Genomic DNA, 26362 nt, shown 5'->3' on the forward strand with positions numbered 1-26362 from the left:
AAGGTTGCGCGAAACTAGGCGCGGAGGTGGGGAGCTGGTATCGTGACGTCCATCAGAGCTTGGGGCCGTGGCCTCAAGATGGATGTCCGGCCACGGTACCAGCCTTCGACCGCGGTCCTCAGCAAAGGCAAGCAATTAGAAAACCTGGTAGCCGGGAGTTAGCGTATGTCGGGGGTCATAACGCTCCTTGGCCTGGCGCAGGCGCGGCCAGGCCGGCCCGAAGTGATCCTGCCAGTCATCGCCTGTCATCGGGAAAGCGCTGACCGGATACAGAACTGCACCCTCGCTGCGGACGCGCTCATAAAGCGCACGGTTCTTCGCAACCATGGCCTTGCTCCCGGCGGCAGCGTTCGAGGAAGGAAAACGGATGATGTTGAAGGGAAAGGCGACGTCCTCGGCCGGCATTCGGACGAAAGGGCTCAGTAAGGCGCCTGTCAGGAGTGGATAATAAGTGATGCGCCCGAAGGGGCCGACATCATCGCTGGTCAGATCCTGCAGAATCTCGGCGGCGATACGCTCAGCATGGGAGCCGCGCAGGAAGGTGAGCCACCAGGGATGCGGATTGGCCCACTGGCCGTTCGACCGCAGGAGGGCCTCCAGCCTGGCAAAGGCGCTGGCGTCCTCAAGGTACGTGAGGTCTGAAACCACCGCCCCGTCGCGCTGATCCGACAATCCGTCGAGCACCTCCAGATCCGGTGCCGCGTCGCCGTCGTGGAAGATGGCCCCGTCGAGCTGGTAACGCCAGCCGCCCGCTCCATCAGGAAGGATCGCCCCCTGCAGCTGGTCGAAGCGTCCGTCTGCCAGCATAAGACGCTGATCGGCGGTCAACGACCTGAAATCGGGATAGAACAACTGGAACCGATGCACCCGCCCGGGCGCTCGGATCAGGCGCAGCGTCGCCCGCGTGATGACGGCACACTGGCCAAGCCCGCCCCTGATAGCATCGAAAAGATCGGGGTTGAGGTCGGCCGAACAGGTGAGTTCCCGGCCATCCCCCGTCACGACATCCAGTTCGAGGACATTGTCGGCCTGCATGCCGTGGCGTGACGTCGTTCCGCCGATGCCGCCAACGGCGAGCGTACCGCCGACCGATAGTTCCAGATAATTCGTGAGAACCGGCGGAGTAAGGCCCTTAGACAGGGTTGCCGTAAGCACCTCGCGCCACGTAGCGCCAGCGCCGACGACAATGCGATCCGCATCCACATGCTGGATGGCGTTTATCCCGCGCATGTCGATCACGATACCGCCCTCCGCCATGGCGCGGCCATAGGTCGAATGACCCTGCCCACGGGCCGCAACCTTCAGCCCCCTGTCCCCCGCCCATCGGATCGCTGTTCCGACTTCGGCGGTGGAGGACGGCCTGAACACGGCACGAGGCGGCCGGTGGATGATGTGCCCGAAATCTTCCGACGCTTCGCCGATCGCCTTGGCGCTGCGGGTGAATGTACCAGCCGGGAGCCCAGGGCTATCGACGGCTCCTGTTGGCGTCGTCGCGTCCGTGGCAAATACCGCGGCACAGGTGAGGCCGCCGCCGAGTAGTTTACGTCTATTGAGTGTCATGAGATGCCTCCGTAAGAGAGAATGCCTGTGTGGCGATTGACGCCCGGCGTGCTGGAGCTGCCCATGCGGGTCCGAACTCTGGCCGTATGGCCGAGTTCACAGTGGCTGCGGCTCAGCGCGATATCGCAGCAGGTGGTCGTCGAGAGCTTCCAGCTCTTTGACGCGGGCATGGCGCGGCATTCAGCACGAAACCTGGCCCGCAGCGCAACAGCGCCTATTCGGCGCCGCCAGTTCGGTCGCTGATATAAGGAATTCGCGACGCTTCGAATGTTTTGCTCATAGTGAAGTCTCCGCCTGTATGAACGACATCTGGCACAGGGCCGGGGCGTCACCCGTAGATGGAGAGGGTCCTGCGACGCGACAATTGGCAGCGAATGCGATATACTTTTCCGCAAAACGAGAGAATGCGTATGGAGCGACTGGATGACCTCGAGGCCTTCCTGGCCATCGCCGAGAAGGGCGGCCAGACCGCCGCGGCGCGTCACCTGCGCCGGTCGCTACAGTCCATCAACCGCTCGCTTGCGGCACTGGAACAGAGCGTCGGCGTCGAATTGGTGCGGCGCACCACCCGCCACTCATATCTGACGGAAGCCGGACGAACCTTCTACGATCGCGTCAAACCAGCGTTGGCCGAAATCAACGATGCCAGGTTAGAAGCTGCCGATGCGCGCAGCGAGCCGGCCGGCCTGCTCAGGATAGCGGCCCCGGTCCTCTTCGCGCCCACTTATGTGCTACCCGCAATCACGGCTTTCATGGAGCGCCATCCGGCAATCGAGATCCAGCTCAAGGTCTCCGACCGCATGGTCGATTTGCTGGAAGAGGGCCTAGACCTGGCAGTGCGGATCAGGGATATGGCCGATTCCAGCCTCAAGGCACGGCGCCTCGGCGATCTTCGCGCCGTGGTCTTCGGATCGCCTGCCTACTTTGCGACACATGGCCGCCCCGAGCATCCCGACGATCTGATACGGCATCAATGCATTCTGCGCCATGCCGAAGGATCTGGCGAGACATGGACGTTCCGGATCGGTGGGCGACGGAAAGCCGTGCGGGTGCATGGTCGCTTCGGCAGCGACAGTGCGGCTGCAACACATGCCGCCGTGGCAGGCGGACTCGGCATCGGGCTCACGCCGCTATGGCAAATCCGCAGCCTCGTCGATGAGGGCGCCGTGGAACTGGTCCTCGAAGACTTCGAGGATAGCAAGATTCCAATTTACGCTGTGTGGCCGTCCGGCAAGATACCTCTCGCCAAAACACGCCTGTTCGTGGATGAGCTGGCGGCCCGGCTGAAGCGCGAGCGGCTGTAGGCCAGCGGCCTGAGGAGACAGACCGTGCCGGTCCAACTGCCCTTCCCGGTGACGCCCAAGGCAGCCTCCAGGGCGCGCTGCAGCTCGCTCATATTCTCCCGCATTCCGGAAGAGTAAATCGCGCCCGAGGCCGATTGTGATGCGCCATCCGTTGACCGATGCTGCAGGGCATCTCAGTCGAAGGACAGGGGACATGCTGAAGGAAGATTTCTACCTGCTTGGGCACGGCGAAGCCGAAAGCCGCCGGCTCCTGGAACAGACCGAGTTGCTCGTGCCGGAGGCGGAGCGCTTTGTCGATCGTCTGAAGGTCACCAGGGGCGCTCGGGTGGTCGATCTTGGCTGCGGTCCGCGCGGACTTCTGGATATCCTTGCAGCGCGCGTGGGCATCCAAGGACAGGTCATCGGCGTCGAAAGGAATGCGGTGTTTGCAGAGGCCGCGCGCCGGTTGATCGCGGCGGAACGGATTGCCAATGTCGAGATCGTCGAGGCCGACGCCAAGGCAAGCGGACTTCCTTCCGGCGCCTTCGATCTCGTCACCGCCCGCCTCGTTCTCGTGAATGTGCCGGAGCCGGAGCGCATCGTCGCAGAAATGGCTGGGTTGGTGCGGCCGGGCGGCATTGTTGCGAGCTACGAAGCCGATTTCGGTGTGCTTCTGTGCGATCCGCCGTCGCAGGCATGGGACCGTTCGCTGGAGATCTATGCCGCCTATGCCGAAACGCACGGGGTCGATCTGTTCATCGGCCGGAAGACCCACCGCCTGTTACGCGATGTCGGGCTCGTTGAAATCGAGGTGAGTCCAATCGTGAATATATATCCACCAGGACATGCGAGGCGCACGATCCTGCTGGATTTTGTAACCAACTGCAGCGATGCGCTCATCCATGAGAAATTCGCCGACGAGAGTGAACTGAACGACCTGATCGCAGCGCTGCGGTATGACCTGGCCGATCCAGGCAGGCTCGTGACCTCGCATCTGTTCTACGAAACGATCGGCCGTAAGCCACTAGAGACGAGCACGGCCTCGGTCTCTGAGAACTACGTTTCGGCTGGAGCACTCTGATTCCGAAGCTGGCGCCAGCCCACTCCGAGGATGCACGGCTTACCTATGCCGCCGGCCGCACTTCATTTTGGATGATTTCGGCAAATCCCTGCCGCCACGATGGATGGCGCGGCGACCACGCGAATTCTCGCTTGGCCTTGGCGTTCGATCCCGCGCGCGACTGTGTCATCATGACGACGATGTGCTGCCCGGCGGCAAGGCGACCAAGCCATGCCGGTACATGGCGGTTTTGCGCCAAGCATTGCAGCGATCTCGGTGAGCCAGTCATGCACGGGCGCGGGATCGTCGTCGACGATATTGTAGATGCCCTCACCACGCTCGACGGCGAGTGCGGTCGCCTCCGCGGCATCGTCGATATGCAGGAAAGACCACCACGCCGTGCCGCCGCCGATCAGCGGCATGCGGCGCCTGCGGATCCGTTCGATCACGGGCGGATCGAAGAGGCCTGTATCGGAGCCATAGAATCCACCATAGCGTAGCGCGACGCCGACGATTCCCGGTGCCGTCGTAACGGCATGCTCGAGATAACGGATCGCTTCGAGCGTGCCGCGGAGCTCCTGTGGTGGATCCCGATCGAGCGGATCATCCTCGGCTTTCACGTATCCGCCAACCCGCGCATAAGGCCAGCCGCAGAAGCTTTGCGCGACCATCCGCTTCACGCCGCAGTCGCGTGCGGCTGCAAGCAGATAGTCAGTTCCGGCGGTGCGCAGGCGGTTGCTGCTTGCGAAGGCACGGTCGAATTTGCGCAGGTCCGAAGCACCTTTCAAATCTGTGAGTTGATGCACGATCACATCCGGACGTGCGGCAACGATCGCGGCGTGAATGGCTGTCTCATTTAGCGCGTCGGCGACCACCGGCTCGGCGCCGAGCTCCCGCAGAAAGCCAGTTTTCGCGGGTGTTCTTGTCAATCCGATCACGCTATGCCCGCTGCCAACCAAGCGGGGAACCAGACGGCGTCCGACGGCGCCCGTCGCGCCTGCAACGAAAATGCGCATGGCTCACCTCATGACTTGCTAACCTACTCCAGGGTAGGTTAGTATTGGCCCCGATGAAGTCAAGGGTACGCAAGCGTCTGAGCGCGGAAGAACGGCGGGGCATAATTATCGAGGCCGCCGTATCTGCATTTGCGCGCGACGGGTACGACGGCACGAAAATGGACGGCATCGCGACGCGCGCGGAGATCACCAAGCCGGTGCTCTACGATCATTTTCCTTCGAAACAGGCGCTTTTCCTGGCGGTACTCGAGTCGATCCGCGACAGCCTGATCGCCAGGGGCAAGGCGATCGCGCAAGACGACGGCAGCCCAGAGCAAAAGTTCCGCCGGTCGATCGACGCCTTCCTTGAATTCGTCGAGCAAACACCCGATGCCGCCCGCGTGTTGCTGACGGTTCCGGCGGGAGACCCGGTTGCGGCGAAGCTCTCGCGCGAGGTCCAGGCCGGCGCATCCAGAGGCATCTCTGTCCTGCTGGCCGAGCTCCTGCCCGGTCGAACGTCGTCGTGGCATTTACGGGGCACCACAGAGTTTCTGAAGGAGGGCCTCCACGCGATTGCCGTATGGTGGCTCGATAATCCGGGACCGACGCGCGAAGAGATCATTGAAGTCGTATTGGATGTCGCCTGGTTGGGATTGCGACACGGACGCGCTGACACGGCAACGGGAGGCTGAGGTCTTATCGATCGAATGAGGTGACGCATGAGAGACCTGACACTTCAGATCGCCGGCACATTGGCGATCCTCGTCGCTATCGGGCATGGCGCTATTGCCGAACTGCAGGTGTTTCCGAAAGCTCACATCGAGTCGAAGCGAACGCGACGCCTGCTCCGTATGGTCTGGCAGGCAAGCACCATCGACTGGATCTGCATCGGCGCGCTGCTCATCGCGGCGCCCGCCCTTGGATCTGAAAACGCGCGGCGATGCATCATCATGGTTGCAATCGTTGCCTACAGTTATGCAGCAATCGGCAACGCCGTCGCCAGCCGCGGCCGGCATATTGGCTGGTGCCTGATGGGGGCAGTTGTGGGGCTCTCGCTGATGGGCCTGTAAAAACCAGCGGAGGACATGATGCAACTGCTCTTGCGCACCCTCAAAACGACTATTGTTGGCCTTATCGTCTTTTGCAGTCTCATCTTCATACCTGCCGGCACCCTGACTTACTGGCAAGGATGGACGTTCGTCGCCGTATTCAGTGCTTCGACCACCATGATCGGCGTCTATCTCGCACTGGCTAACCCCACACTGCTCGAAAGACGTGTCAGGGCCGGACCGGCGGCAGAGACCAGACCGGTGCAGAAGATCATCATCACGGTGTCGTTTGCGTTTTTCTGCCTTATGCTGATTGTTTCGGCGCTCGACCACCGCTTTGGCTGGTCACAAGTTCCGACCTGGCTCTCGGTCATCGGAAACGCCCTCGTTGCGCTTGGGCTGATGATCGATCTGCGTGTCTTCCGCGAAAACAGCTACGGAGCATCCACCATTGAGAAGATGGAAGGGCAGAAGGTGATCACCACCGGCCCCTACGCCATCGTCCGACATCCGATGTATGTCGGCGTCCTCATCATGGTGCTTGGAACGCCGCTAGCACTTGGCTCCTGGTGGGGCATCATTCTCGTGATTGCCACGATTCCGATCCTGGTTTTGCGTATCCTCGACGAGGAAAGAATGCTGCGTGACGAATTGGAGGGCTACGAAGCCTATCAGCGAAATGTACGCTACCGGCTGTTGCCCCGCCTTTGGTAAGAAGATCACCTCTTCACGCACCAATCGGGCGCGAGCGAGGCCGGAGCGAGCGATTCGCGCCCGACCCGTTTCCGGTGCTGAAGAGTATCTCATATTGCGGACGCCGAGAGCTACGCACACCGCCTTACGACAATGAAGTTCGCCATCGCGGTCTGGGAGAGTCGTTCGCCTGCAGTCGTAGATTCGGAGGAAATGGCGCACCCGAAGAGATTCGAACTCCTGACCCCCAGATTCGTAGTCTGGTGCTCTATCCAGCTGAGCTACGGGTGCGTCTGCAGTGGCGGCCATGCCGCTTGCGTGGGCGGTTCTCTAAAGGGTCTTTTCGGGCAATGCAAGAGCAATTCGAAAAAAATCGCGACTTTGGTTCGGCAAGGCTCCCCTGCGGAAATTGCATCACTTTTCGGCGTGCGACCGGCTGCGGTAATCTTCCAGCGAAACGGGGCGATCCGGAATTTCGATGCGGAACTGCGTGCCGACCGAGGGCTTTTCCACAAGCGCGATCGTGCCACCGTGGGCCAGCACCAGCTCGCGGGCGATGGTGAGACCAAGACCGGTGCCGCCGGAGCGGGCCGAGCCGCGGAAGGCCGCAAACAGGTTCTGGCGCGCCTTCAACGGCATGCCGGGGCCTGTATCGTCCACCGTGATGCTGACGACGCTGCCAACGCGCTGGGCAGCGACCGTGATGCGCCTGACGATCCCAGCCCCCTGCTCGCCCGAGGTCAGCGCCTGCAGGGCGTTGCGGCAGAGATTGTGGATGATCCGGAACAATTGCTCGCTATCGGCGTCCACTTCCAGATCGGGTCCCATCTGCTCGATGAACTCGACGCCGCTTTGTGGCTCGATGGCGAGGATGTCCTTCACCTCCTGCACAAGCTCATAAAGGCGGAGGCGGCGGCGGCGCGGTGGCGATTCGGTTGCTTTGCCATAAGAGAGGACTTCGGTCGTGTAGCCGACCGCGCGATCGATGGTGCGCAGCAGCTTCGGCGCAAAGCTTTTCACCAAGGGATCGTCGACATCGACGAGGCGGTCAGACATGAGCTGGGCGGATGCCAGGATGTTGCGCATGTCGTGGTTGATCTTCGAGACGGCGAGGCCGAGTGCTGCAAGATTTTTCTGCTGCTTCAGCGTCTTCTGCAGTTCGAGCTGCATGGATGTAAGATTGCGGCCGGCAACAGCCAGTTCGTCGCGGCCGCCATCGCCGACATAGACGTGCAGCGGATTTTCGGGATCGGCAGCGAATTGCTGCATGCTGCCTGTCAGTTTGCGGATCGGACGGATAAGAATACGGTTGATGGCGAAGAAAATCAGTGTCCCAGTAAAGAGCGAGATCAGGATCGACAGCAGCAGCACATTACGGGCATAGACCAACATCGCCTTACGCAGAGGCCGGTCTTTCATCACCACTTCAACGCCGGTATTGGTCTCGCCTACCGCACCATAGACGCGGATCATGCGGTTGCCGCCGAAGATCAGCGTGTCCAACGCATCGCGCATCGCGGTCAATGGCGGGATGTCGGTGAGGTCGTAGGATTCATCGACGGAAGTCGGCATTTCGCTCATGGCAAGCAGGCGGGAGGTGCCATCCTTGCGCAGTACAATCGCCTTGGTGCCGGTCGCCTCCAGCGTCTCCTTCTGCAGCGCACGCGGCAGATCCACCGGCTGCAGGCCGTCGATGACGATTGCGGCAGCGGCGGCCGTATTCAGCCGATCCTCCAGCCAGCGGACACGCATGCTCGCGATGGAGGGAAAGAAGATCAGGATTTCCGCCAGCATAATGAAGAAGACGGTGAGCCAGAGCAGCTTGCCGGAAAGGCGGCTGAACATGCCGGCACGCGGATACGAACCCTTGGCAGCCTCACTAGCCACGATGTTTTCCGCTCTGGAAGTCTCGCCCTGGTCTTGAACCGGCATCTCGTCTTGTCCGTGCGGCGAAAGGCCGCCATCAGAATGCGTTCTTATATTAGACCAGAATGCTCCGCTTTCAAATCTTTGCGAGGAGCGGCAAGTCGTCACAAACGAAAACGCCGCCCGCAGGCGGCGTTACGATCCCGGTCATAATGCTATCAGAACTCTTCCCAGTTCTGCTCCGCAACAGCGGTACTGCCGCTGAAAGCACGGGCGACGCGGCCGATAGCGCGGCGCGCCGGAGAGGCGACTGGCTGGTGATGCTGCTGGCGGGCAACGGCAACGGACGCCTCGTTCGAAACCTTGAAGCGGGAGATGAGGCGCACGAGGCCATCGGCTTCGGCTGACAGCTTGTGGGTCGCAGCGGAGGTTTCTTCCACCATCGCAGCGTTCTGCTGGGTAACCTGATCCATCTGGTTGACGGCAGTATTGACCTCCTTGAGGCCGGTCGACTGTTCCTTTGCCGCCGTTGCGATCGAATGGATATGGTCGTTGATGGCGATGACCCGCGTCTCGATCTCGGAAAGCGCCTCGCCAGTCGCCTGAACCAGCTTGACGCCGACCTGCACTTCGTCGCCGGACTTGGTGATGAGCGCCTTGATATCCTTGGCGGCCGTTGCCGAGCGCTGGGCGAGCTCGCGCACTTCCTGGGCGACGACAGCAAAGCCCTTGCCTGCTTCACCAGCGCGCGCGGCCTCGACGCCGGCATTCAGCGCCAGCAGGTTGGTCTGGAACGCGATCTCATCGATGACATTGATGATCTGACTGATTTCGCGAGAGGCCTGCTCGATACGACCCATGGCATCAACGGCGTTGCGGACCACGACGCCGGAGCGACCGGCATTGTCCTTCGCCTCGGAGACCATGACGGTCGCTTCCTGGGCGCGTTCCGTCGAGTTCTGCACAACGGCGGTGATCTCATCGAGAGCGGCGGAGGTTTCCTCCAGTGCGGCAGCCTGCTGTTCCGTGCGCTTGGAAAGATCGTCGCTGGCGTTCCTGAGTTCATTGGTATTGCCGTTGATCGCTTCGGTCGTCTCGCGCACCTCGCGCATGGTCGTCTGCAGCGTCACGAACGTACTGTTGACGTTTTTCTGCAGTTCGGCAAAGGCGCCCTGGAACTGGCCGCGCATGGTCTGCGTCAGGTCGCCTTCAGCAAGGCTTGCAATGACACGGCGGGTTTCGTCGACGCCGGCATCGACGCTCGACAGCAGCCTGTTGATGTTGCCGGCGAACTGGTTGAGGCTCTCGTCTTCATAATCCTTGTCGATACGGTGGCTGAAATCACCGGCGGCAGCGGCCGCCACGACGACGGACATGCTGGACTGCAGGTCGTCGCTCTTTGCACGCATTGCCGCTTCCTGGGCGTTCATACGCTGGATGACGAGGCCGTTTTCCTTGAAGACGGCAACGGCAGCTGCCATCTCACCGATTTCGTCCTTGCGGCCGGCAAAGGGTACTTCGACCTGGAAATTGCCGTCTGCGACCTCCTTGATCGCCTGCGTCACCTTCTTGATCGGCCGGCTCAGGTGGCTGGTGCCAATGTAAAAACCCATGCCGACACCTGCCGCGATACCGATGCCGGTAATGCTGAGCACCAGCATCAGGATCCAGCTGCGGAAATCTTCGATCTCGTCGTTGACGGCCGTCAGCTCGGCCTTGTCGGTGTTGACGATCGCATCGATCTCGGCCTGGAAAGCCTTGCGGTTGGCGCGGTTGGCATCATTGTTGCCCTGCTCGTTGGCGGCCTGCGGGCTCACCTGCGTGCCGAGACGGGCTGTCTCAGTGCGGAAAGTACGGAATTCCTTGGCGCGGTCGATGAGCTTGGCGAAAGTATCCTTCTCGCTGTCAGGCACAAGTGGTGCCCAACCGGCGATGACCTTGTCGATCTCGTCCAGACCGGCCATCAGGCCCTTGGCGAAGGCTGGCGTTTGTTCCAGGCTCTTTGCAGCATAGATGCCGCGCGATTCCATAACGACGGCGGTGACGAAGCGATTGAGACGTTCGCCGGCGTAGGCGCGGGCCGCAGCATGCTCATAAGCCGTCAGGTTCGCGTTGTACTTGCTCATCGCCGACAGCGCGGTGGCACCGATCAAAAGCGCAACGCCACCCATGACGGAGACAAGAAGATTGATTTTGCCGCGAATTTTCACTGAACGCTCCCTCGCTTCGCACAATGGCTGGAAAGCGAATTCCCAGCCGATGTACTGAAAGATCGGGTAAATTCGTTAATGTTGTATTTCGAATATTAACAATACCGACTACAAGAAATTACCCATATTTACTGTTGCGCACGTTATGCTTCGTCTCAAGCCGAGCATCTTCAAGGAATAAAAGTTGCGGCTGAAAGCTTTCGGAAGCTTATGGATGAAATATACAACCATATAGTGAATAGCCGCATTCGTTAACGCTAGAGTGCGAAATCTTGCGCTTGCCACGCAGATCCGAGGAATCTGCCTGTCATAATTGACTTTGGCAGGCTTCATCCGTATAAGCCGCCGCACGTCCGGTCATTCAAGGTCTTTTCAGGCCCCCGTCCGTTCGAAAAACCACGCTCCTTGCATTATGCAAATTCAAGAAGGGCCGCACTCCGCGGTGTTTAAATAAATGAAGCGTACCTATCAGCCCTCGAAGCTTGTTCGCAAGCGCCGCCACGGTTTCCGTGCGCGTATGGCCACTAAGGGCGGCCGCAAGGTCATCGTTGCTCGCCGTGCACGCGGCCGCAAGCGTCTTTCGGCCTAAGGCCGGAATTGCCCGATAGAAAATGACGGGCGACTTGAAGACCAAAGAAGACAAACAGATTGTCGGGCGGCTCTTGAGCCGCCCGCAATTTCTTGCAGTCCGCGAAGGCGAAAAGCGCCGCGGCCCTCTCTTCCTTCTCGAGGTCCTGAACCGCAAAGAAGAAGACAGCGAAGCCCGTGTCGGCTTCACAGTCACCAAAAAACATGGCAACGCGGTCGAAAGAAACCGCATGCGGCGACGTCTGAAAGAGGCGGTGCGGCTTCATGCAGGGTTTGCAATGCAGCCCGGACACGACTATGTGGTTGTCGCTCGCAGGGACGTCTTGACAGCGTCCTTCGATGAACTGGCCGCGGAACTGAAAGTCCGCGTGGAAACCAGGTCGAAACACCGGCGCCCAAAAGACGAGCGCCCCAGGAACGTATGATGCAAAACAACCGCAATTACTTCATTGCGATCGCTCTCTCGGTGCTGATCGTCCTTGGCTGGCAGTTCCTCTATATGAACCCGCGCATCGAGGCTCAGCGCAAGGCGCAGGAAGCCCAGAAGGCACAGCAGCAGACCGAGCAGACGCAGCAGCCTGCCGCCGGCGGCCAGAGCGCGCAGCCGAACGGCGCAGCTCCCACCGGCCAGGCCACGGCGACGGCTACCCGCGAGGAAGCTCTGGCAAAAACGCCGCGTGTTGCCATCGACACGGCTGCCCTCTCCGGCTCCATCAACCTCGCCGGTGCGCGCCTCGACGATCTGAGGCTGAAGGCCTATCACGAGACCGTCGACGACTCGAGCCCGATCATCACGCTGTTCTCGCCGGCTGAAACCAAGGACGGCTATTTCACCGAATTCGGCTATATCGGTACCGACGCGACAGGCGCCGTTCCCGGCCCATCTACCATCTGGACCGCGCCTGAGGGTGCGAAGCTCACCGAAAAGACGCCGGTGACGCTGACCTACACCAATGACAAGGGCCTGACCTTTACGCGGACGATTTCCGTCGATGATCGGTACATGTTCACTGTCGTCGACAAGATCACCAATAGCGGCGACGCCGCGGTATCGTTGTCCAATTACGGACGCGTGACGCGCTACAACAAGCCGACGACGCCCTCGGTCTACGTGCTGCATGAGGGCTTCCTCGGCGTGCTCGGCGCCGGCAGCGGCATTTCCGAGAGCAAGTACACGGCGATCGAAAAGGAAAACCAGTCCAACCCGACGGTCACCGGCGGCTGGATCGGCATTACCGACAAGTATTGGGCTGCGGCTCTCATCCCGAGCCAGACCGTTCCCTTCGATTCCCGCTTCTCGCATTTCACGGACGGTCAGCCGCGCTACCAGGCCGATTTCAAGGGTGAAGGCCTGTCGATCGCTCCCGGAGCGACGGTCGACGTCACGAACCTCGTCTTTGCCGGCGCCAAGGAAGTGCCCGTCGTCGACGAATATGAAGCGAAATATTCCATTCCGAATTTCGATCGCCTGATCGATTGGGGCTGGTTCTGGTTCCTGACGCAGCCGATGTTCAAGCTGATGGACTTCTTCTTCCGCTACTTCGGCAATTTCGGCGTGGCGATCCTGTGCACGACCATCGTCGTCAAGGCGCTGTTCTTCCCGCTCGCCAGCAAGCAGTACGCTTCGATGGCGAACATGAAGCGCGTGCAGCCGAAGATGGAAGAGCTGAAGGCCAAGTTCGGCGACGACCGGATGGGCCTGCAGCAGGCGATGATGCAGCTTTACAAGGAAGAGAAGATCAACCCGATTGCCGGCTGCTGGCCGGTGGCGCTGCAGATCCCGATCTTTTTCTCGCTCTATAAGGTGATCTACATCACTATCGAGATGCGCCACGCACCGTTCTTCGGCTGGATCAGGGACCTTTCGGCGCCCGATCCGACGACGATCGTCAATCTCTTCGGCCTGCTGCCCTTCGAAGCGCCGGCCTTGCTGCATCTCGGCGTCTGGCCGCTGATCATGGGTGTCACGATGTTCGTGCAGATGCGCATGAACCCGACCCCGCCGGATCCGACGCAGGCGATGATCTTCAACTGGATGCCGCTGGTCTTCACCTTCATGCTTGCAAGCTTCCCGGCAGGCCTCGTGATTTACTGGGCCTGGAACAACACGCTCTCGGTGCTGCAGCAGTCGGTGATCATGAAGCGTCACGGCGTGAAGATCGAGCTCTTCGACAATCTGAAGGGCCTGTTCAAGCGAAAACCGGCGCCATCGAAATAGTCGAAAAGCCCTGCTTCGGCGGGGCTTTTTGTTTCGGGCCGCAGAAACGCTCAACGATGCGAACCTTGACAATAGGTCTTAAAAACATGAAGCCGGTTTCATTACCGAACCCGGAGATTGCAGAATTCATATGACTGAAATCGCAAAGCCGCTCTTCGGCCACCCCTGGATCTTCATCCGCGGCGTGCCTTCCATGAAATTCCTTCCGCCGGAGGGGCCCTTGGAAGTCGCTTTCGCCGGCCGGTCGAATGTCGGCAAATCGTCGCTGATCAACGCGCTGGTCGGTCAGAAAGGTCTGGCGCGCACCTCCAATACGCCTGGACGTACGCAGGAACTCAACTACTTCGTTCCGGACGGTTATTCCGGCGAGGGCAACGACCTGCCGCCAATGGCGCTGGTCGATATGCCGGGCTATGGCTATGCACAGGCGCCGAAAGAGCAGGTGGATAACTGGACGAAGCTCGTCTTCGACTATTTGCGCGGCCGCTCGACGCTGAAGCGCGTGTATGTGCTGATCGACAGCCGCCACGGTATCAAGAAGAACGACGATGACGTCCTGACGCTGCTCGACAAGGCGGCCGTCTCCTATCAGATCGTGCTGACCAAGACGGACAAGATCAAAGCGCCTGCCGTGCCAAAGCTGCTGGCCGAAACATCGGAGAGGATCCGCAAGCGTCCCGCCGCCTATCCGGCCGTGCTTTCCACCTCCTCGGAAAAGAACGAAGGATTGGACGAACTGCGGCAGGCGATTGCCGACACGGTCGGCGTCAGCAACTGGAAATAAAAGAGGCGCCCGGAAGGGCGCCTCTGACAGCCGGTATTTGAATTTACATCTTCGGCAGCAGCACCTCGTCGACGACGTGGATGACGCCGTTCGACTGTTTGACGTCGGCGATGGTGACGTGCGCGACATCGCCATTTTCATCCGTCAGCGTGATCTTGCCCATGCTTTCCTTTGCCTTGAGCACGCAGCCGCCGACTGTCTTGATGTCGTGCTCGCCGCCATCGTCCTTGATCATCTTGGCGACGGTCTTCGACATGGCGTCTGCGGCAACGACATGGCAGGTCAGGATCTTGACGAGCTTAGCCTTGTTTTCCGGCTTCAGAAGCGTATCGACAGTGCCTTTCGGCAGTGCAGCGAAGGCTTCATTGGTCGGCGCGAAGACGGTGAAAGGCCCCTTGCCCTCCAGCGTGCTGACAAGGCCGGCAGCCTTCACGGCAGCAACCAGGGTGGTATGATCCTTGGAGTTGACGGCATTCTCGACGATGTTCTTGTTCGCATACATCGCAGCACCGCCGACTATCGGGTTCTTTGCCTGAGCAGCGAATGCGATAGCGGAAAAGGTGGCGGCGAGCGCTGCAGCACGCAATGCGGACTTGATCATGATTTTTCTCCTCTGCATCCGGTCGCGGCCGCCGGCTTTATGCCCTGCGCCGCCCGGATATCAGCAACTACGGAAGACGCTGCAGAAGAGTTTCAGGAAAATGATCTTGTTTTCACGGCCTGTGGATCGAACCGCTGGCGATGACGGGGCCTGACGGCTGATGTGTGGGCGAACCGCCGAATGGCTCGAGACTGACGGCCAGCGTCGCGCCATCGGAAATCTGGCCGCGCATATCCGTCGGGATCAGCAATTCGCCGTTCATACCGCGCTGGAAAACGCCGAGAGAACGGGGCGTGCCGCTACCCGGTACGAGCCAGAGCTCCAGAGATTTCTCCTCCGGCTTGCCGGCCGCAACCGGCACGATCTTCAGCCGGCCACTCTGGATATCGTAGGAGGCCGTCAGATTGACCTGGTTGTTCTGTCCTGAGAGGTCCGCCACCAGCGGCGGCGATGCCGGAGGCTGAGGCACGAGACCGGAGGCAAAGGCGATGACGCCCAAGGTGACCGCAAGCGAGGCAAAAGTCAGCGAGCGCCAGAAACCGGCGGAATTCCAGAGGCCGTGCGAAAAGCGCGGCTCACTTTCCGCATTGGCGAAGAGGCGCGCCTCGATCTGCTTGAAGGTCTCACTGCTCGGAGTGGCCGTGCCATATTCGTCGTTGAAGCTGGAGAGGTTGACCTCCCAGCGGCTGACGATGGCGGCAAACTGCCGGTCTCGGCGCATGCGCTCCTCAACAATCCTGCGATCCTGAAGAGAGAGGACGCCCAGCACATATTCGCCGGCGAGAACCTCATCCCGGGAGCGGTCTCCCTTGCTTTTGTCCGGCGATGTCATCGTTCCATGCACTCTCTCAGTTTCAGCAGGCTGCGTCTTAGCCATGTCCGCATCGTATTCAGCGGGACACCAAACTGATCGGCCAGTTCCTGATAGCTTAGCCCTTCGACATAAGCCCGTTTCACCGCGACCGCACGATCAGCTTCCAACTCTTCCATGCAGGTGTCAATCCGCCTTCCTTCATCCTTAATCACGACTTGCGCTTCAGGATCCGGACCGCCATCTGCAAGATCGAGCGCTCTGTCGATTTCATCAGCGACCGGCTTGCGCGCCCTGATCGCATCGATCGACTGATTGCGGGCAATTGCCGCAAGCCAGGCGACCGATGTCGAGGAGCCGGCCGTAAAGACGCCGGCGCGCTGCCATATCTTGATATAGACCTCCTGAAGCACCTCTTCCGCCTCGTTCCTGCTTCCAAGGATACGAAGGCAGATCGCCAGAAGTTTCGGACTGGTCTGGTTATAGAGCGCGGCAAAGGCCTTGCGGTCGCCGAGCGCTACGCGGCCGATTAAATCTGCAAAATCCCCAGTCATGTCGCCCTCGAATGAACGATTTCCGGTACGATAGTTTCAGTTCGATAGTTTCAATATGCGCTGGCAGGTTCCCAGGTCGGCCTTAGATACGAAAAACTATTGCGTGCCGGATTATTCCCTCTGTCAAAAACTTGAGATAAAAGGCCGCGATCAATTCTGCGGGGTCCCCATGAACGAGTCCGAAAGCGAAATCCAGGCACGTCTTCTCGCCCAAGCGCTGCCCTTCATGCAGCGCTACGAAAACAAGACGATCGTCGTGAAGTACGGCGGCCATGCCATGGGCAATCCCGAGCTCGGCAAGGCCTTCGCCAGCGATATCGCACTATTGAAGCAGTCCGGCGTCAACCCGATCGTCGTGCATGGCGGCGGCCCGCAGATCGGCGCGATGCTGACGAAGATGGGTATCGAATCCAAATTCGAAGGCGGGTTGCGTGTTACCGACCAGAAGACGGTCGAGATCGTCGAAATGGTTCTCGCCGGCTCGATCAACAAGGAAATCGTCGCGCTCATCAACCAGACCGGCGAATGGGCGATCGGCCTCTGCGGCAAGGACGGCAACATGGTCTTCGCCGAAAAAGCGCGCAAGACCGTCAAGGATCCCGATTCCAACATCGAACGCGTGCTCGATCTCGGTTTCGTGGGCGAAGTCGTGGAAGTCGACCGCACGCTGCTCGACCTTCTCGCCCGTTCCGAGATGATCCCGGTCATCGCGCCGGTTGCTCCGGGTCGCGACGGCGCGACCTACAACATCAATGCCGACACGTTTGCAGGCGCGATCGCCGGCGCGCTGAACGCCACCCGCCTGCTGTTCCTGACGGATGTGCCCGGCGTGCTCGACAAGCAGGGCAAGCTCATCAAGGAGCTTTCCGTCGCCGAAGCGCATGCGCTGATTGCCGATGGCACGATTTCCGGCGGCATGATCCCGAAGGTCGAGACCTGCATCGACGCCATCAAGGCGGGCGTGCAGGGCGTCGTCATCCTGAACGGCAAGACGGCCCATTCCGTGCTGCTGGAGATATTCACCGAGCACGGCGTCGGCACGCTGATCGTTCCCTGATCGAAAAAGGCGCCCTCCCGGGCGCCTTTTCTTATGCTTCGGCAAAGCTCGTCGAGAGCGTCAGATCTTCCCAGGCATCGATTTCCGAACTCAGGCTCGTGAGCTTGTCGCGGACGAGCGCCAGCGCGTCGGCGCCGAGCAGGAGATGCACGGGCGGGTTTTCAGCCTCGACCAGTGCCAGCACGGCGGCGGCCGCTTTGCGAGGGTCGCCTGCCTGTTTGCCGCTCTTTTCCTCGCGTGCCTTGCGGATGGGATCGAAGAGCGAATCATAGTCGGCGATGCACCTGTCGGTGCGGATCATCGATCGTCCGGCCCAGTCAGTGCGGAATGAGCCGGGAGCTACCGCAGTGACTGCGATGCCGAACGCCTTCACTTCCTTCGCCAAAACCTCGCTGATGCCTTCGAGCGCAAATTTGCTGCCACAATAGTAAGCGATGCCCGGCATGGTGATGAACCCGCCCATCGATGTGATGTTGATGATGTGACCCGCCCGGCGCTCGCGCATGAACGGTAGAACGGCCTTCATCATTCCGACGGCGCCGAAGACATTGACCTCGAATTGCCGACGCATTTCCTCGATCGGCGATTCCTCCAATGTCCCCTCATGCCCATAGCCGGCATTGTTGATGAGGACGTCCACCGGGCCGATTGTTTTCTCGATACTAGCAACGACCGGTTCGATTGCCTCTATATCGGTGACGTCGAGGCGAACTGCCGTCGCACGACCCGGCGCCAGGTTCTCGAACAAAGCCATTGCTTCATCATTCCTCACCGTTCCCACCACACGGTGGCCCTTTTCCAATGCAGCCTGCGCAAAAGCACGGCCGAAGCCCGAGCTGACACCGGTAATGAGAAACTGCTTTTCGATTGAACTCATCGTGAACTCCTTTCCTGGCGCACCGCCATATGGAGGCTGCGCGTTCCGTTATGTGGCGGCGCAGGGGAGATAGTTCCAATATATTGCAGAGCTTCATGTGATATCTTAAAAGTATCGCATGGAGCTTCGTCATCTTCGCTATTTCATCGCTGTCGCAGAAGAGCTCAATTTCACCCGCGCGGCGCGGAAGGTCGGTATCGGCCAGCCGCCACTCAGCAATCAGATACGCGATCTTGAAAACGAGATTGGCGCGGCCCTTTTCCGCCGCCTCTCGAACGGTGCGGAACTGACCGAAGCAGGCAGGGCTTTCCTGCCGGAGGCTCAGGCGATTTTGTTTCAGGCGGAGCAGGCCAAGCAATCCGCCGTCCGGGCGGCGCGCGGCCAGAGCGGGCGGCTACGGGTTGGCTTCACCAGCTCTGCGGTGTTCAATCCGGTCGTGCCCGCCATCGTGAACGCCTTTCGCGAGAAATACGCAGCCGTCGAACTCGGCCTGGAGGAAGCGCCCACCACGCAACTGCTGGAGCGGCTCGATGGGGAAGAACTCGACGCCGTTTTTATCCGCCCGGGCAGTGGCGATAAGCTGCAGGCTCGATGTCAGCTGCTGGCAGAAGACCCCATGGTCATCGTGCTTCCGACAAGGCACCCGCTGTCAGAGGCGCAGACATTGCGCCTCGACGCACTGGCCGGAGAGAGCTTTGTCCTCTTTCCACGCGAGGCGGGTGCCGGTTTCTTCGACGACATCATCGCCGCATGCCGGCGAGCGGGATTTGAACCACAGCTCGGCCAGCCGGCGCCGCAGATTACCTCGATCGCCAGCCTGATCGCAGTCGGCCTTGGCGTTTCGATCGTGCCGGCTGAAATGATGAAGATCAATGTTCCCGGTGTTCGCTACATCGCAATTGAAGGCGAAGCGCCAGCGGCACGCCTGACACTCGCCACCCGGCGTGACGAGCGCTCCCCCACCGTTCGCAATTTCATCGCTCAAGCCATCGCCATGCAGCGAAACTCCACCGGCAACGATCAGTTGGCCGAATAGATCGCTGCTGCCGCTTCCTTCAGCTTTTCCATCATCGCCCGATAAGGCCCCGGACCATAGCTGATGCGCGAAACACCGAGCCTTGCGAGATCAGCCGGGTCGGGTGCACCGGCCTTCATCATGATATTGACCGGCAGCGAGGATGCGGCGCAGACCTTTTCGATCAAGGCCGGTTCAATCAGACCCGGCACGAAGAAGCCGCTGGCGCCTGCCGCCGCATAAGCCTTGCCGCGCTCGATCGCTGCGTCGACCAGCCCTGCGTGCCTGGAGCCGTCACCTTCCTGGAGGAAGAGATCGGTGCGGGCATTGATGAAGAAATCGATGCCTCGTGCCTCGGCCATTTCCCTGACGGCGCGGATGCGAGCCGCCTGCGCTTCGATGGGATGAAGGCCGGTCTCGCCGACACGCTGGTCCTCGAAGTTGATCCCTACGACGCCTGCCTCGATAAGCTTTGCGACATTGGCCGCGGCACCGGCGGGTTCCGTGGAATAGCCGCCTTCGAAATCGACCGAGAGCGGCAGGTCGTTGACGGCCGTGATCGAGCGCGCCGTCTCGATAAGCACATCCATCGGCAGCTTCTGGCCGTCGCCATAGCCATTGGCGGCCGCGACGGACCAGCTTCCGGTCGCAAGTGCCTTCGCACCGGCCTCCGTCACGGCCTTGGCCGTTCCGGCATCCCAGATGTTGTAGAGAATAACGGGATTGCCCTTGCGATGCAGCGTGCCGAAAAGCTCGGCCTTCTCAATCTGGTTCATGCTGTCCTCTCCATGTTATGTGCACTGATCTTTTCCTCGTGCCGAAGCAGCCATTGCTTGCGCCAGAGCCCGCCGCCGTAGCCCGTCAGCGATCCGTCCGCGCCGAGGATGCGATGGCAGGGCACGATGATAGCGAGTTGGTTGGCGCCATTGGCGCGGCCGACGGCACGCACCACCTCCGGCCTTTCCATCTCTCTTGCGAGATCGCCATAGGCGCGTGTCTGGCCGACGGGAATTTCGACGAGCTTTGCCCAGACATGCTTTTCGAAGGGCGTGCCGCCAAGTGCCAGCGGCGTCTTGAAAGTGGTTAACCGCCCTTCGAAATAGTCCCTGATCTCCGCCTCGATCTGGTCGATAACAGGCGTGCGGCCGATCGCGACCGAGGAGCGGACACGCTTCTGCAGCGCTTCGAGTTCGGTCGGCAGCGCCTTGCGGTCATGAAATTCCAGGAGATGCAGATGCGTCTTGTCGGCGACTGCTATCATCGGCCCGAGTGGTGTATCGAACCAGTCGGCAAAGAGCAGTTCGCGGTTTTGCGACAGCGCCGGGGCCTTGCCGACCAGCCGCTGGAAAGCCGCTCGGAAACCGCTTCCCGATTCATATCCTGCATCGAACTGCGCATCGATCACCCGCGCACCATCGGCGAGCTGCCGTGCCGCTTCGCCAAGCCGGCGATAGCGGACGATATCGTGGAAGGTCATGCCGAGCGCCCGCTTGAAGGCGCGGCGCACGGTTGAAGGGTCGTAGCCCCGGCGCACGAGTTCATCTTCGGTCCAGCGCACCTCTGGATCGCTGTCGAGCCGCGCCAGCAGCTCGTCAACGATCGGCTCGCGGCCCGGCTGCTCCAGCGGCTTGCAGCGCTGGCAGGGGCGAAAGCCCGAATGCATGCAGGCGGCGATCGTGTCGAAGAAGATGGTGTTTTCCCGCTTCGGCTTGCGCGCCGGGCAGGTCAGCCGGCAGAAGATTCCTGTCGTCTTCACGCAGACATAGGCCTGGCCCTCATAATCAGCACTGCGCGCGATCAGGGCATCATAGAGGGTGTCATCATCGGGGCGTTCGAAAAGCATGTCCGCTTTCTAGCACTCCGCGCCTCAGCCGTCCGCCGAAAATCGGGCGTCTATTTTATTCCGCAGCGTCGAGGCTCCTCACATGCCGCTGCGGGCGCAGCATCGATTCCTCCTCCGCATCCTGCGGTGCACCCCAGAAGGCCTCAAGCGTTGGTCCGTCCTTGATATGGCGACGTCGGAAGAGGAATTCGAAGAGCTCGTGAAACCAGACGCGGCGGCCGATCTGCGTATACCAGCGCATGGAATGGCGTTGCTGTCGATCGCGATGGAAAAGGATGCGCATCACCGCCTTCGGCCGCGCCTGCACCGCGACCTCGATCAGCTTGACACAGAGGACCAGCACCAGCGGGTTCAGGTGGCGCATCTTCAGCACCTGATGCTTGTAGTCCCATTTGCGGGTATCGGTCTCGATCACCTGCCGGTCACGGGCGATGCGGAAGAACGGCGTCCAGCGGTGCGGCGTGACATAAAGCGCCTGGATCTGGTCCGGATCGTAGGAGAGCAGCTGCCGGAATCCACGCCAGAGATCGCTTAGTCTCTCCTCTTCGAAACCGACAACCCAGGTCGCCATGGAGAGGATATCGTGCTTTCGCAAAAGGCGGATCGCCTCGCGGTCGCTTGCCTTGGCGCCGCCCTTTTTGATCAGGGCAAGTGTTGCCTCATCGGTATTTTCCATGCCGAGCAGCCAGCGCACGACGCCAGCCTTGCGATAGAGATGCAGGATATCGGCATCGCGGACGATATCGTCCGCCCGCGTCGAGCCGGCGATCTGGACCGGGACGTTCTCGGCGATCATCGCTTCAAGGAAAGCCAGCCAGGCTTTTCGCGAAGAGGTCGGGTTCTCGTCGGCGAGATTGATCAGCTCGACGCCCTCTTCCCGGTAAAGCCTGCCGATCTCGCGGGCGAAAAGCTCGGGCGAGCGGTGTCGCCAGCGGGTCCAGAAACCGCGCTGGCCGCAATAGTTGCAGAGATGCGGACAACCGCGGGAAAACTGCATGACGACAGCCCGCTTGCCGCCCCAATAGCTGTATTTCCGGTGGTCGATCAGCTCCCAGCCAATGCGATAGGCATCGAGATCGGCGATTGCCTGTGCCGGTTGGGTTGCCAGGATCTCGCCGTGGCCATCGCGAAAGGCAATGCCGGGAATGGTTGCCAGCGGACGGTTTGTGGCGAGGGCATCGGCGAGGCGCCGCATCGTTTCCTCGCCCTCGCCACGCACGAGGATGTCGAAGGCTGAAGTCTCGGCCAGCACTTCCCGCCAGTGATATGTCGGGAACACGCCGCCGTAGATGATGGAAATGGCAGGATCGCTGCGCTTGAGCGCTTCAGCGATGGTGCGGGCGGTCGGATGGGCCGAGGTCGATCCGGAATGGCCGATCAGGACCAGATCAGGGCTGGCGGCCATAACCATGCTGACGATTTCCGGAATGGGCATCGGCCTGAAGTCGGCATCGACGAGGCTGACGGCATGACCATCGTCGATCAGCGGACCGCCGACGGAGAGAAGGCCAAGCGGCGGAAGATGATCATCGGGAATACGGCTGCCGATTGCGGTATGCGGTGGGTTTATCAGAACGATCTTCATGCGACTTCACCCTTACGGGTCCCCCTGTCTGACGCAGGCAGAGGTCACCAGCGATCAATGGCGAAAGTCAGCCAAAATCTCTCTGAAGTTGTGAAAATCTGGCGGCATTTTTGAGAGAGCCTTGGCAGGCCGGCCCTGCAAGCAAAAGCCTTTGGTTTCCGGCCGCGACCATGCCATAAGGGCGGCTATGACAAAGATCGACCGCACGCCTACCAAGAACGATTTCGAGCATGTGACCGAATGGGTCTTCGACCTCGACAACACGCTCTATCCGCATCATGTCAATCTCTTCGCGCAGATCGACAAGAACATGACGGCCTATGTCTCGGCGCTCCTGCAAATGGAGCAGGAAGAGGCCCGCAAGCTGCAGAAGCAGTACTACTACGATCACGGCACGACGCTGCAGGGACTGATGATCCATCACGGGGTCGATCCCAACGATTTCCTCGAAAAGGCACATGCGATCGACTATTCGGCGCTGACCCCGCAGCCGGACCTTGCCGAAGCCATCAAGGCCCTACCGGGCCGCAAGTTCATCTTCACCAATGGCAGTGTCCCGCATGCACAGGCAGCAGCCAGCGCGCTCGGTATTCTCGATCATTTCGACGATATCTTCGACATCGTCGCCGCCGACTACCTGCCGAAACCGGCGCAGGCGACCTATGACAAGTTCACGGCGCTGAAGAAGATCGAGACGAACAAGGCGGCGATGTTCGAAGACCTGCCGCGTAATCTCACCGTACCGAAGGCACTCGGCATGCAGACCGTTTTGCTCGTGCCGCGCAATCTGGAAGAGACCGTCGTCGAATGGTGGGAGAAAACCAGCGGCGAAGATGACCACATCGATTTCGTCACCGACGATCTCGCTGATTTCTTGAAAAAGATTACGACCTAACTTACCAAAGTTTCATCCATCTTACAGATGTTTAACTGGGCCGTGGCACGGTTCGGTCCTACCTTTCGTACCGAGGGACATCCTACGAAAGGACGCACTGACATGTACCGCAACAAGCTTATCCTGACGGCGCTTTCCTCTGTTCTTCTTCTCGGCGCAGCCGCCGGGGCCAGCTTCGCAGCACCAGGCGACCAGGCTGCTCATCCAGGCCACCATGGAAAAATGGAGCATGGCATGATGGGCGGTCCGCGTGGCGCGGCCTTCCGCGAAATCGCCTTCGTGCGCATGCTGAAGCAGTTCGACACCAACAAGGACGGGCAGATTACCAAGCAGGAGGCGACCGATGGCATGGAGAAGATTTTTGCCGCGATCGATACCAACCATGACGGCTCGCTGACGCCGGGCGAAATCCGCGCATACCGCGAAGCACAGTTCAAGGCGCGTCGTGAAGCGGTATCGGCCAAGCAGGGCGATGCGGATCAGAATGCGACGCCGCAGGCCGGCGACGACAAAGACCATGGCCGTCACGGCCACGACGGTCACCATTGGATGCATGGCAATGCCCACTTCAAGGCAATCACCATGATGATGGGCCGCATCGACACCGACCAGAACGGCCAGATCAGCAAGCAGGAAGCGGAAACCGCCTTCAACAAATTCTTCGATCGCATGGACCGCAACAAGGACGGCGTAATCTCAATCGACGACATGCCGGACCAGCCCTTCCTTTGAAGAGAATAACAAAGCATTCCCTGGATATTGCGAGGGGTTTGCCCTTCACCCGAAGCCCTCTTCCCGTCCACGGGAGGAGGGTTTTTCGTTTGTGCCGGGCGTAAAGCTGCTGAACAGTTTGACTTGAACTGCTCTATTCGCGGTGTTCGTAAAAGTCCTGCACGATCTTCCAGGCCTCATCGGCAGTATCGACGAAGCTGATCAGGTTCACGTCTTCGGGGGCGATCGTCCCGAATTCGGCAAGCGCCTCGAAGTTGATGATGCTCTGCCAGAATTTCGAGCCAAAGAGCAGCAGCGGGATGCGCTCCATGCGGCCGGTCTGGATCAGCGTCAGGCATTCGAAGAATTCGTCCAGCGTGCCGAAGCCGCCGGGGAAAACTGCGACCGCCTTGGCGCGCACCATGAAATGCATCTTGCGGATCGCGAAATAATGGAAGTTGAAGCTGAGCTCGGGCGTCACATAGGCATTCGGCGCCTGCTCGTGCGGCAGCACAATGTTAAGGCCGATCGAAGGGGCTCCCTCATCCGCCGCACCGCGGTTTCCCGCTTCCATGACACCGGGGCCACCGCCGGTGACGACGACATATTCGTGGAAATCGAAACCGGCTGCATAACGCGAGCAGAGGCGGGCGAATTTGCGAGCCTCGTCGTAATAGACCGATGCGGCTTCGAGGTTTGCACGCTGGGTTTCGTTGCGGGCTGCCCAGGCGCTCTGGCCGGGAGCCGGAATGCGGGCGCCGCCGAACATGACGACGGTCGATTTGATACCGCGCTCGGCCATCATCATCTCGACTTTCAGCAGTTCGAGCTGCAGGCGGATCGGGCGCAGCTCCTCGCGGCAGAGGAAATCCTCATCCACATAAGCAAGACGATAGGCCGGCGAGAGCGTCTGCGGCGTCTTCGGAACCGCTTCCGCGCGCTGCCTATCGCTCGAACTGCTCTTCAACGGATCCCAGACGCCGTCCTTGCGCCGTCCGCCGCCGTTTCTTGCCTTTGCCATATCGAAATGCCTTTCAGTATCACCGGTCACAAGTGATCGGATATGTCGCTATAACGCCTTGAATCCAGATATGATCTTGTCCGAAAAATCATTCCATTTTACGGGCGCATGCTGTAGATCGGGTTACAGCCCGCCAACCGCAATTCCGGAGACTCCGCTGTCTCCACGATAAAGATCGAAGTTTAAGGAATTCCCATGAGCGCCATCGACCTCGCATCCCTCGAAAAGACCGTCGAAACTGCCTTCGACAATCGCGACAATGTGAACACGTCGACGAAAGGCGAGGTCCGCGATGCGGTCGAGGCGGCTCTTAACCTGCTCGACGAGGGCAAGGCACGTGTGGCCGAGCGCGGCGCCGACGGCGCCTGGAAGGTCAATCAGTGGCTCAAGAAGGCCGTGCTGCTGTCTTTCCGCCTCAATGACATGGAAGTCGTCAAGGGTGGTCCCGGTCAGGCAACGTGGTGGGACAAGGTGCCGTCGAAGTTCGAAGGCTGGGGCGAGAATCAGTTCCGCGCCGCCGGTTTCCGCGCCGTGCCGAATGCGGTCGTGCGCCGCTCGGCCTATATCGCTCCGAATGCCATCCTGATGCCGTCCTTCGTCAACCTCGGCGCCTATGTCGGCGAGGGCACGATGGTCGACACATGGGCGACTGTCGGCTCCTGCGCACAGATCGGCAAACATGTGCATCTCTCCGGCGGCGTCGGCATCGGCGGCGTTCTGGAGCCGATGCAGGCCGGCCCGACGATCATCGAAGACAATTGCTTCATCGGCGCCCGTTCGGAAGTTGTCGAAGGCTGCATCGTGCGCGAAGGCTCGGTGCTCGGCATGGGCGTCTTCATCGGCAAGTCGACCAAGATCGTCGACCGCGCGACCGGCGAGATCAGCTATGGCGAAGTACCGCCCTATTCGGTCGTCGTTGCAGGTTCGCTGCCGTCGGACAAGACGATGGCAAACGGCCAGCAGGCGCCTAACCTCTATTGCGCCGTGATCGTCAAACGCGTCGACGAGCAGACCCGTTCCAAGACGGGCATCAACGAACTGCTCCGAGATTGATGACAGCCCGAGATTGATTCGGTAAACAATCGG

At 60.4% G+C, this 26362-nt stretch carries 27 protein-coding genes and 1 tRNA gene; 14 read left to right on the forward strand and 14 right to left on the reverse strand.

Annotated elements, in window-relative coordinates; genetic code table 11:
• Nucleotides 1-135: 135 nt before the first annotated feature.
• Entirely contained in the window at nt 136-1560 is a 1425-nt protein-coding gene (locus H4W29_RS07200; protein ID WP_192728316.1) for an FAD-binding protein, read from the reverse strand.
• Nucleotides 1557-1730 (reverse strand): hypothetical protein, encoded by a 174-nt coding sequence (locus tag H4W29_RS07205; protein ID WP_192728317.1) that lies wholly within the window; start codon nt 1728-1730, stop codon nt 1557-1559. Before H4W29_RS07205 ends, H4W29_RS07200 begins: the two co-directional genes overlap by 4 nt.
• A gap of 240 nt (nt 1731-1970) precedes the next feature.
• Between H4W29_RS07205 and H4W29_RS07210 the strand changes: the two genes are divergently transcribed.
• Together H4W29_RS07210 and H4W29_RS07215 are read left to right on the forward strand one after the other, a co-directional pair.
• Nucleotides 1971-2864, forward strand: coding sequence for a LysR family transcriptional regulator (locus tag H4W29_RS07210; protein ID WP_192728318.1), 894 nt, complete (start codon nt 1971-1973; stop codon nt 2862-2864).
• Between the two features lie 193 nt (nt 2865-3057).
• A complete protein-coding gene (locus tag H4W29_RS07215) occupies nt 3058-3924 on the forward strand; it encodes a methyltransferase domain-containing protein (RefSeq protein WP_210332151.1) in 867 nt (288 codons plus the stop codon).
• 62 nt (nt 3925-3986) lie between these two features.
• On the opposite strand, the gene H4W29_RS07220 is transcribed toward H4W29_RS07215, so the two are convergent.
• Entirely contained in the window at nt 3987-4919 is a 933-nt protein-coding gene (locus H4W29_RS07220) for an NAD-dependent epimerase/dehydratase family protein (protein ID WP_246517135.1), read from the reverse strand.
• A gap of 53 nt (nt 4920-4972) precedes the next feature.
• Between H4W29_RS07220 and H4W29_RS07225 the strand changes: the two genes are divergently transcribed.
• From H4W29_RS07225 to H4W29_RS07235, 3 genes are read left to right on the forward strand one after another with little or no spacing between them, the layout of a single operon-like run.
• Nucleotides 4973-5590 carry a TetR/AcrR family transcriptional regulator gene (locus H4W29_RS07225; protein WP_246517288.1) on the forward strand — a complete coding sequence of 206 codons (618 nt, stop codon included), beginning with the start codon at nt 4973-4975 and terminating at the stop codon, nt 5588-5590.
• A gap of 27 nt (nt 5591-5617) precedes the next feature.
• Nucleotides 5618-5968: a hypothetical protein gene (locus tag H4W29_RS07230; protein ID WP_192728320.1), complete on the forward strand. Its 351-nt coding sequence runs from the start codon at nt 5618-5620 to the stop codon at nt 5966-5968.
• Nucleotides 5969-5983: 15 nt separating this feature from the next.
• Nucleotides 5984-6661: a methyltransferase family protein gene (locus H4W29_RS07235; protein ID WP_246517137.1), complete on the forward strand. Its 678-nt coding sequence runs from the start codon at nt 5984-5986 to the stop codon at nt 6659-6661.
• Nucleotides 6662-6854: 193 nt separating this feature from the next.
• Here the strand turns inward: H4W29_RS07235 and H4W29_RS07240 are convergent.
• The 3 genes from H4W29_RS07240 to H4W29_RS07250 all read right to left on the reverse strand — a co-directional run bounded on the left by H4W29_RS07240 (nt 6855) and on the right by H4W29_RS07250 (nt 10716).
• A tRNA-Arg gene (locus tag H4W29_RS07240) sits at nt 6855-6931 on the reverse strand.
• Between the two features lie 123 nt (nt 6932-7054).
• Complete coding sequence (locus H4W29_RS07245; RefSeq protein ID WP_192728321.1) at nt 7055-8572, reverse strand: sensor histidine kinase; 1518 nt, start codon at nt 8570-8572, stop codon at nt 7055-7057.
• Nucleotides 8573-8724: 152 nt separating this feature from the next.
• Nucleotides 8725-10716, reverse strand: a complete 1992-nt coding sequence (locus H4W29_RS07250) for a methyl-accepting chemotaxis protein (RefSeq protein WP_192728322.1) — start codon at nt 10714-10716, stop codon at nt 8725-8727.
• Between the two features lie 454 nt (nt 10717-11170).
• On the opposite strand from H4W29_RS07250, the gene rpmH reads away from it, so the two are divergent.
• From rpmH to yihA, 4 genes are all read left to right on the forward strand, one after another.
• Nucleotides 11171-11305, forward strand: coding sequence for a 50S ribosomal protein L34 (gene rpmH / locus H4W29_RS07255; protein ID WP_016552555.1), 135 nt, complete (start codon nt 11171-11173; stop codon nt 11303-11305).
• Nucleotides 11306-11327: 22 nt separating this feature from the next.
• On the forward strand, nt 11328-11729 hold the full coding sequence (gene rnpA, locus H4W29_RS07260; protein WP_192728323.1) for a ribonuclease P protein component: 402 nt from the start codon (nt 11328-11330) through the stop codon (nt 11727-11729).
• The gene (yidC, locus tag H4W29_RS07265) at nt 11729-13522 is read left to right on the forward strand and encodes a membrane protein insertase YidC (protein WP_192728324.1); all 1794 of its coding nucleotides are present in this window, start codon (nt 11729-11731) and stop codon (nt 13520-13522) included. Before rnpA ends, yidC begins: the two co-directional genes overlap by 1 nt.
• Before the next feature lie 130 nt (nt 13523-13652).
• The gene (yihA, locus tag H4W29_RS07270) at nt 13653-14306 is read left to right on the forward strand and encodes a ribosome biogenesis GTP-binding protein YihA/YsxC (RefSeq protein ID WP_192728325.1); all 654 of its coding nucleotides are present in this window, start codon (nt 13653-13655) and stop codon (nt 14304-14306) included.
• 43 nt (nt 14307-14349) lie between these two features.
• On the opposite strand, the gene H4W29_RS07275 is transcribed toward yihA, so the two are convergent.
• The 3 genes from H4W29_RS07275 to H4W29_RS07285 form a co-directional block, all read right to left on the reverse strand.
• The gene (locus tag H4W29_RS07275; protein ID WP_192728326.1) at nt 14350-14907 is read right to left on the reverse strand and encodes a fasciclin domain-containing protein; all 558 of its coding nucleotides are present in this window, start codon (nt 14905-14907) and stop codon (nt 14350-14352) included.
• A 112-nt stretch (nt 14908-15019) separates the two neighbouring features.
• Nucleotides 15020-15739 carry an anti-sigma factor gene (locus H4W29_RS07280; protein WP_192728327.1) on the reverse strand — a complete coding sequence of 240 codons (720 nt, stop codon included), beginning with the start codon at nt 15737-15739 and terminating at the stop codon, nt 15020-15022.
• Nucleotides 15736-16272 carry a sigma-70 family RNA polymerase sigma factor gene (locus tag H4W29_RS07285; protein WP_192728328.1) on the reverse strand — a complete coding sequence of 179 codons (537 nt, stop codon included), beginning with the start codon at nt 16270-16272 and terminating at the stop codon, nt 15736-15738. Before H4W29_RS07285 ends, H4W29_RS07280 begins: the two co-directional genes overlap by 4 nt.
• A 169-nt stretch (nt 16273-16441) precedes the next feature.
• Between H4W29_RS07285 and argB the strand changes: the two genes are divergently transcribed.
• Nucleotides 16442-17329, forward strand: a complete 888-nt coding sequence (gene argB, locus H4W29_RS07290; protein WP_037100983.1) for an acetylglutamate kinase — start codon at nt 16442-16444, stop codon at nt 17327-17329.
• A 31-nt stretch (nt 17330-17360) separates the two neighbouring features.
• Here argB and H4W29_RS07295 read toward each other — a convergent pair whose 3' ends face one another.
• Entirely contained in the window at nt 17361-18206 is an 846-nt protein-coding gene (locus H4W29_RS07295) for an oxidoreductase (RefSeq protein ID WP_192728329.1), read from the reverse strand.
• 118 nt (nt 18207-18324) lie between these two features.
• Between H4W29_RS07295 and H4W29_RS07300 the strand changes: the two genes are divergently transcribed.
• Nucleotides 18325-19242, forward strand: coding sequence for a LysR family transcriptional regulator (locus H4W29_RS07300; RefSeq protein ID WP_192728330.1), 918 nt, complete (start codon nt 18325-18327; stop codon nt 19240-19242).
• On the opposite strand, the gene H4W29_RS07305 is transcribed toward H4W29_RS07300, so the two are convergent.
• From H4W29_RS07305 to bchE, 3 genes are read right to left on the reverse strand one after another with little or no spacing between them, the layout of a single operon-like run.
• Nucleotides 19227-19997 carry an isocitrate lyase/PEP mutase family protein gene (locus H4W29_RS07305; RefSeq protein ID WP_192728331.1) on the reverse strand — a complete coding sequence of 257 codons (771 nt, stop codon included), beginning with the start codon at nt 19995-19997 and terminating at the stop codon, nt 19227-19229. The genes H4W29_RS07300 and H4W29_RS07305 overlap by 16 nt on opposite strands.
• A complete protein-coding gene (locus H4W29_RS07310) occupies nt 19994-21064 on the reverse strand; it encodes a bifunctional transcriptional activator/DNA repair enzyme AdaA (protein ID WP_192728332.1) in 1071 nt (356 codons plus the stop codon). Before H4W29_RS07310 ends, H4W29_RS07305 begins: the two co-directional genes overlap by 4 nt.
• Nucleotides 21065-21119: 55 nt before the next feature.
• Nucleotides 21120-22649, reverse strand: a complete 1530-nt coding sequence (gene bchE, locus H4W29_RS07315; protein ID WP_192728333.1) for a magnesium-protoporphyrin IX monomethyl ester anaerobic oxidative cyclase — start codon at nt 22647-22649, stop codon at nt 21120-21122.
• Nucleotides 22650-22836: 187 nt separating this feature from the next.
• On the opposite strand from bchE, the gene H4W29_RS07320 reads away from it, so the two are divergent.
• Both H4W29_RS07320 and H4W29_RS07325 read left to right on the forward strand, forming a co-directional pair.
• Nucleotides 22837-23544: a pyrimidine 5'-nucleotidase gene (locus H4W29_RS07320; protein WP_192728334.1), complete on the forward strand. Its 708-nt coding sequence runs from the start codon at nt 22837-22839 to the stop codon at nt 23542-23544.
• Nucleotides 23545-23646: 102 nt separating this feature from the next.
• Complete coding sequence (locus tag H4W29_RS07325; RefSeq protein ID WP_192728335.1) at nt 23647-24276, forward strand: EF-hand domain-containing protein; 630 nt, start codon at nt 23647-23649, stop codon at nt 24274-24276.
• 133 nt (nt 24277-24409) lie between these two features.
• Here the strand turns inward: H4W29_RS07325 and H4W29_RS07330 are convergent, their stop codons facing one another.
• The gene (locus H4W29_RS07330; RefSeq protein WP_192728336.1) at nt 24410-25276 is read right to left on the reverse strand and encodes an LOG family protein; all 867 of its coding nucleotides are present in this window, start codon (nt 25274-25276) and stop codon (nt 24410-24412) included.
• A gap of 195 nt (nt 25277-25471) precedes the next feature.
• Here H4W29_RS07330 and dapD point away from each other — a divergent pair, with 195 nt between their 5' ends.
• Nucleotides 25472-26329: a 2,3,4,5-tetrahydropyridine-2,6-dicarboxylate N-succinyltransferase gene (gene dapD, locus H4W29_RS07335; protein WP_192728337.1), complete on the forward strand. Its 858-nt coding sequence runs from the start codon at nt 25472-25474 to the stop codon at nt 26327-26329.
• Nucleotides 26330-26362: the final 33 nt, after the last annotated feature.

It is taken from the genome of Rhizobium viscosum (assembly GCF_014873945.1).
GTDB classification, from domain to species: domain Bacteria; phylum Pseudomonadota; class Alphaproteobacteria; order Rhizobiales; family Rhizobiaceae; genus Rhizobium; species Rhizobium viscosum.

What these genes read in the sequence shown, in the direction of transcription:
- H4W29_RS07200 (WP_192728316.1), bottom strand. Translation starts at nt 1,560, where the DNA reads ATGACACTCAATAGACGTAAACTACTCGGCGGCGGCCTCACCTGTGCC.
- H4W29_RS07205 (WP_192728317.1), bottom strand. Translation starts at nt 1,730, where the DNA reads ATGCCCGCGTCAAAGAGCTGGAAGCTCTCGACGACCACCTGCTGCGAT.
- H4W29_RS07210 (WP_192728318.1), top strand. Translation starts at nt 1,971, where the DNA reads ATGGAGCGACTGGATGACCTCGAGGCCTTCCTGGCCATCGCCGAGAAG.
- H4W29_RS07215 (WP_210332151.1), top strand. Translation starts at nt 3,058, where the DNA reads ATGCTGAAGGAAGATTTCTACCTGCTTGGGCACGGCGAAGCCGAAAGC.
- H4W29_RS07220 (WP_246517135.1), bottom strand. Translation starts at nt 4,919, where the DNA reads ATGCGCATTTTCGTTGCAGGCGCGACGGGCGCCGTCGGACGCCGTCTG.
- H4W29_RS07225 (WP_246517288.1), top strand. Translation starts at nt 4,973, where the DNA reads ATGAAGTCAAGGGTACGCAAGCGTCTGAGCGCGGAAGAACGGCGGGGC.
- H4W29_RS07230 (WP_192728320.1), top strand. Translation starts at nt 5,618, where the DNA reads ATGAGAGACCTGACACTTCAGATCGCCGGCACATTGGCGATCCTCGTC.
- H4W29_RS07235 (WP_246517137.1), top strand. Translation starts at nt 5,984, where the DNA reads ATGATGCAACTGCTCTTGCGCACCCTCAAAACGACTATTGTTGGCCTT.
- H4W29_RS07245 (WP_192728321.1), bottom strand. Translation starts at nt 8,572, where the DNA reads ATGCCGGTTCAAGACCAGGGCGAGACTTCCAGAGCGGAAAACATCGTG.
- rpmH (WP_016552555.1), top strand. Translation starts at nt 11,171, where the DNA reads ATGAAGCGTACCTATCAGCCCTCGAAGCTTGTTCGCAAGCGCCGCCAC.
- rnpA (WP_192728323.1), top strand. Translation starts at nt 11,328, where the DNA reads ATGACGGGCGACTTGAAGACCAAAGAAGACAAACAGATTGTCGGGCGG.
- yidC (WP_192728324.1), top strand. Translation starts at nt 11,729, where the DNA reads ATGCAAAACAACCGCAATTACTTCATTGCGATCGCTCTCTCGGTGCTG.
- yihA (WP_192728325.1), top strand. Translation starts at nt 13,653, where the DNA reads ATGACTGAAATCGCAAAGCCGCTCTTCGGCCACCCCTGGATCTTCATC.
- H4W29_RS07275 (WP_192728326.1), bottom strand. Translation starts at nt 14,907, where the DNA reads ATGATCAAGTCCGCATTGCGTGCTGCAGCGCTCGCCGCCACCTTTTCC.
- H4W29_RS07280 (WP_192728327.1), bottom strand. Translation starts at nt 15,739, where the DNA reads ATGACATCGCCGGACAAAAGCAAGGGAGACCGCTCCCGGGATGAGGTT.
- H4W29_RS07285 (WP_192728328.1), bottom strand. Translation starts at nt 16,272, where the DNA reads ATGACTGGGGATTTTGCAGATTTAATCGGCCGCGTAGCGCTCGGCGAC.
- argB (WP_037100983.1), top strand. Translation starts at nt 16,442, where the DNA reads ATGAACGAGTCCGAAAGCGAAATCCAGGCACGTCTTCTCGCCCAAGCG.
- H4W29_RS07295 (WP_192728329.1), bottom strand. Translation starts at nt 18,206, where the DNA reads ATGAGTTCAATCGAAAAGCAGTTTCTCATTACCGGTGTCAGCTCGGGC.
- H4W29_RS07300 (WP_192728330.1), top strand. Translation starts at nt 18,325, where the DNA reads ATGGAGCTTCGTCATCTTCGCTATTTCATCGCTGTCGCAGAAGAGCTC.
- H4W29_RS07305 (WP_192728331.1), bottom strand. Translation starts at nt 19,997, where the DNA reads ATGAACCAGATTGAGAAGGCCGAGCTTTTCGGCACGCTGCATCGCAAG.
- H4W29_RS07310 (WP_192728332.1), bottom strand. Translation starts at nt 21,064, where the DNA reads ATGCTTTTCGAACGCCCCGATGATGACACCCTCTATGATGCCCTGATC.
- bchE (WP_192728333.1), bottom strand. Translation starts at nt 22,649, where the DNA reads ATGAAGATCGTTCTGATAAACCCACCGCATACCGCAATCGGCAGCCGT.
- H4W29_RS07320 (WP_192728334.1), top strand. Translation starts at nt 22,837, where the DNA reads ATGACAAAGATCGACCGCACGCCTACCAAGAACGATTTCGAGCATGTG.
- H4W29_RS07325 (WP_192728335.1), top strand. Translation starts at nt 23,647, where the DNA reads ATGTACCGCAACAAGCTTATCCTGACGGCGCTTTCCTCTGTTCTTCTT.
- H4W29_RS07330 (WP_192728336.1), bottom strand. Translation starts at nt 25,276, where the DNA reads ATGGCAAAGGCAAGAAACGGCGGCGGACGGCGCAAGGACGGCGTCTGG.
- dapD (WP_192728337.1), top strand. Translation starts at nt 25,472, where the DNA reads ATGAGCGCCATCGACCTCGCATCCCTCGAAAAGACCGTCGAAACTGCC.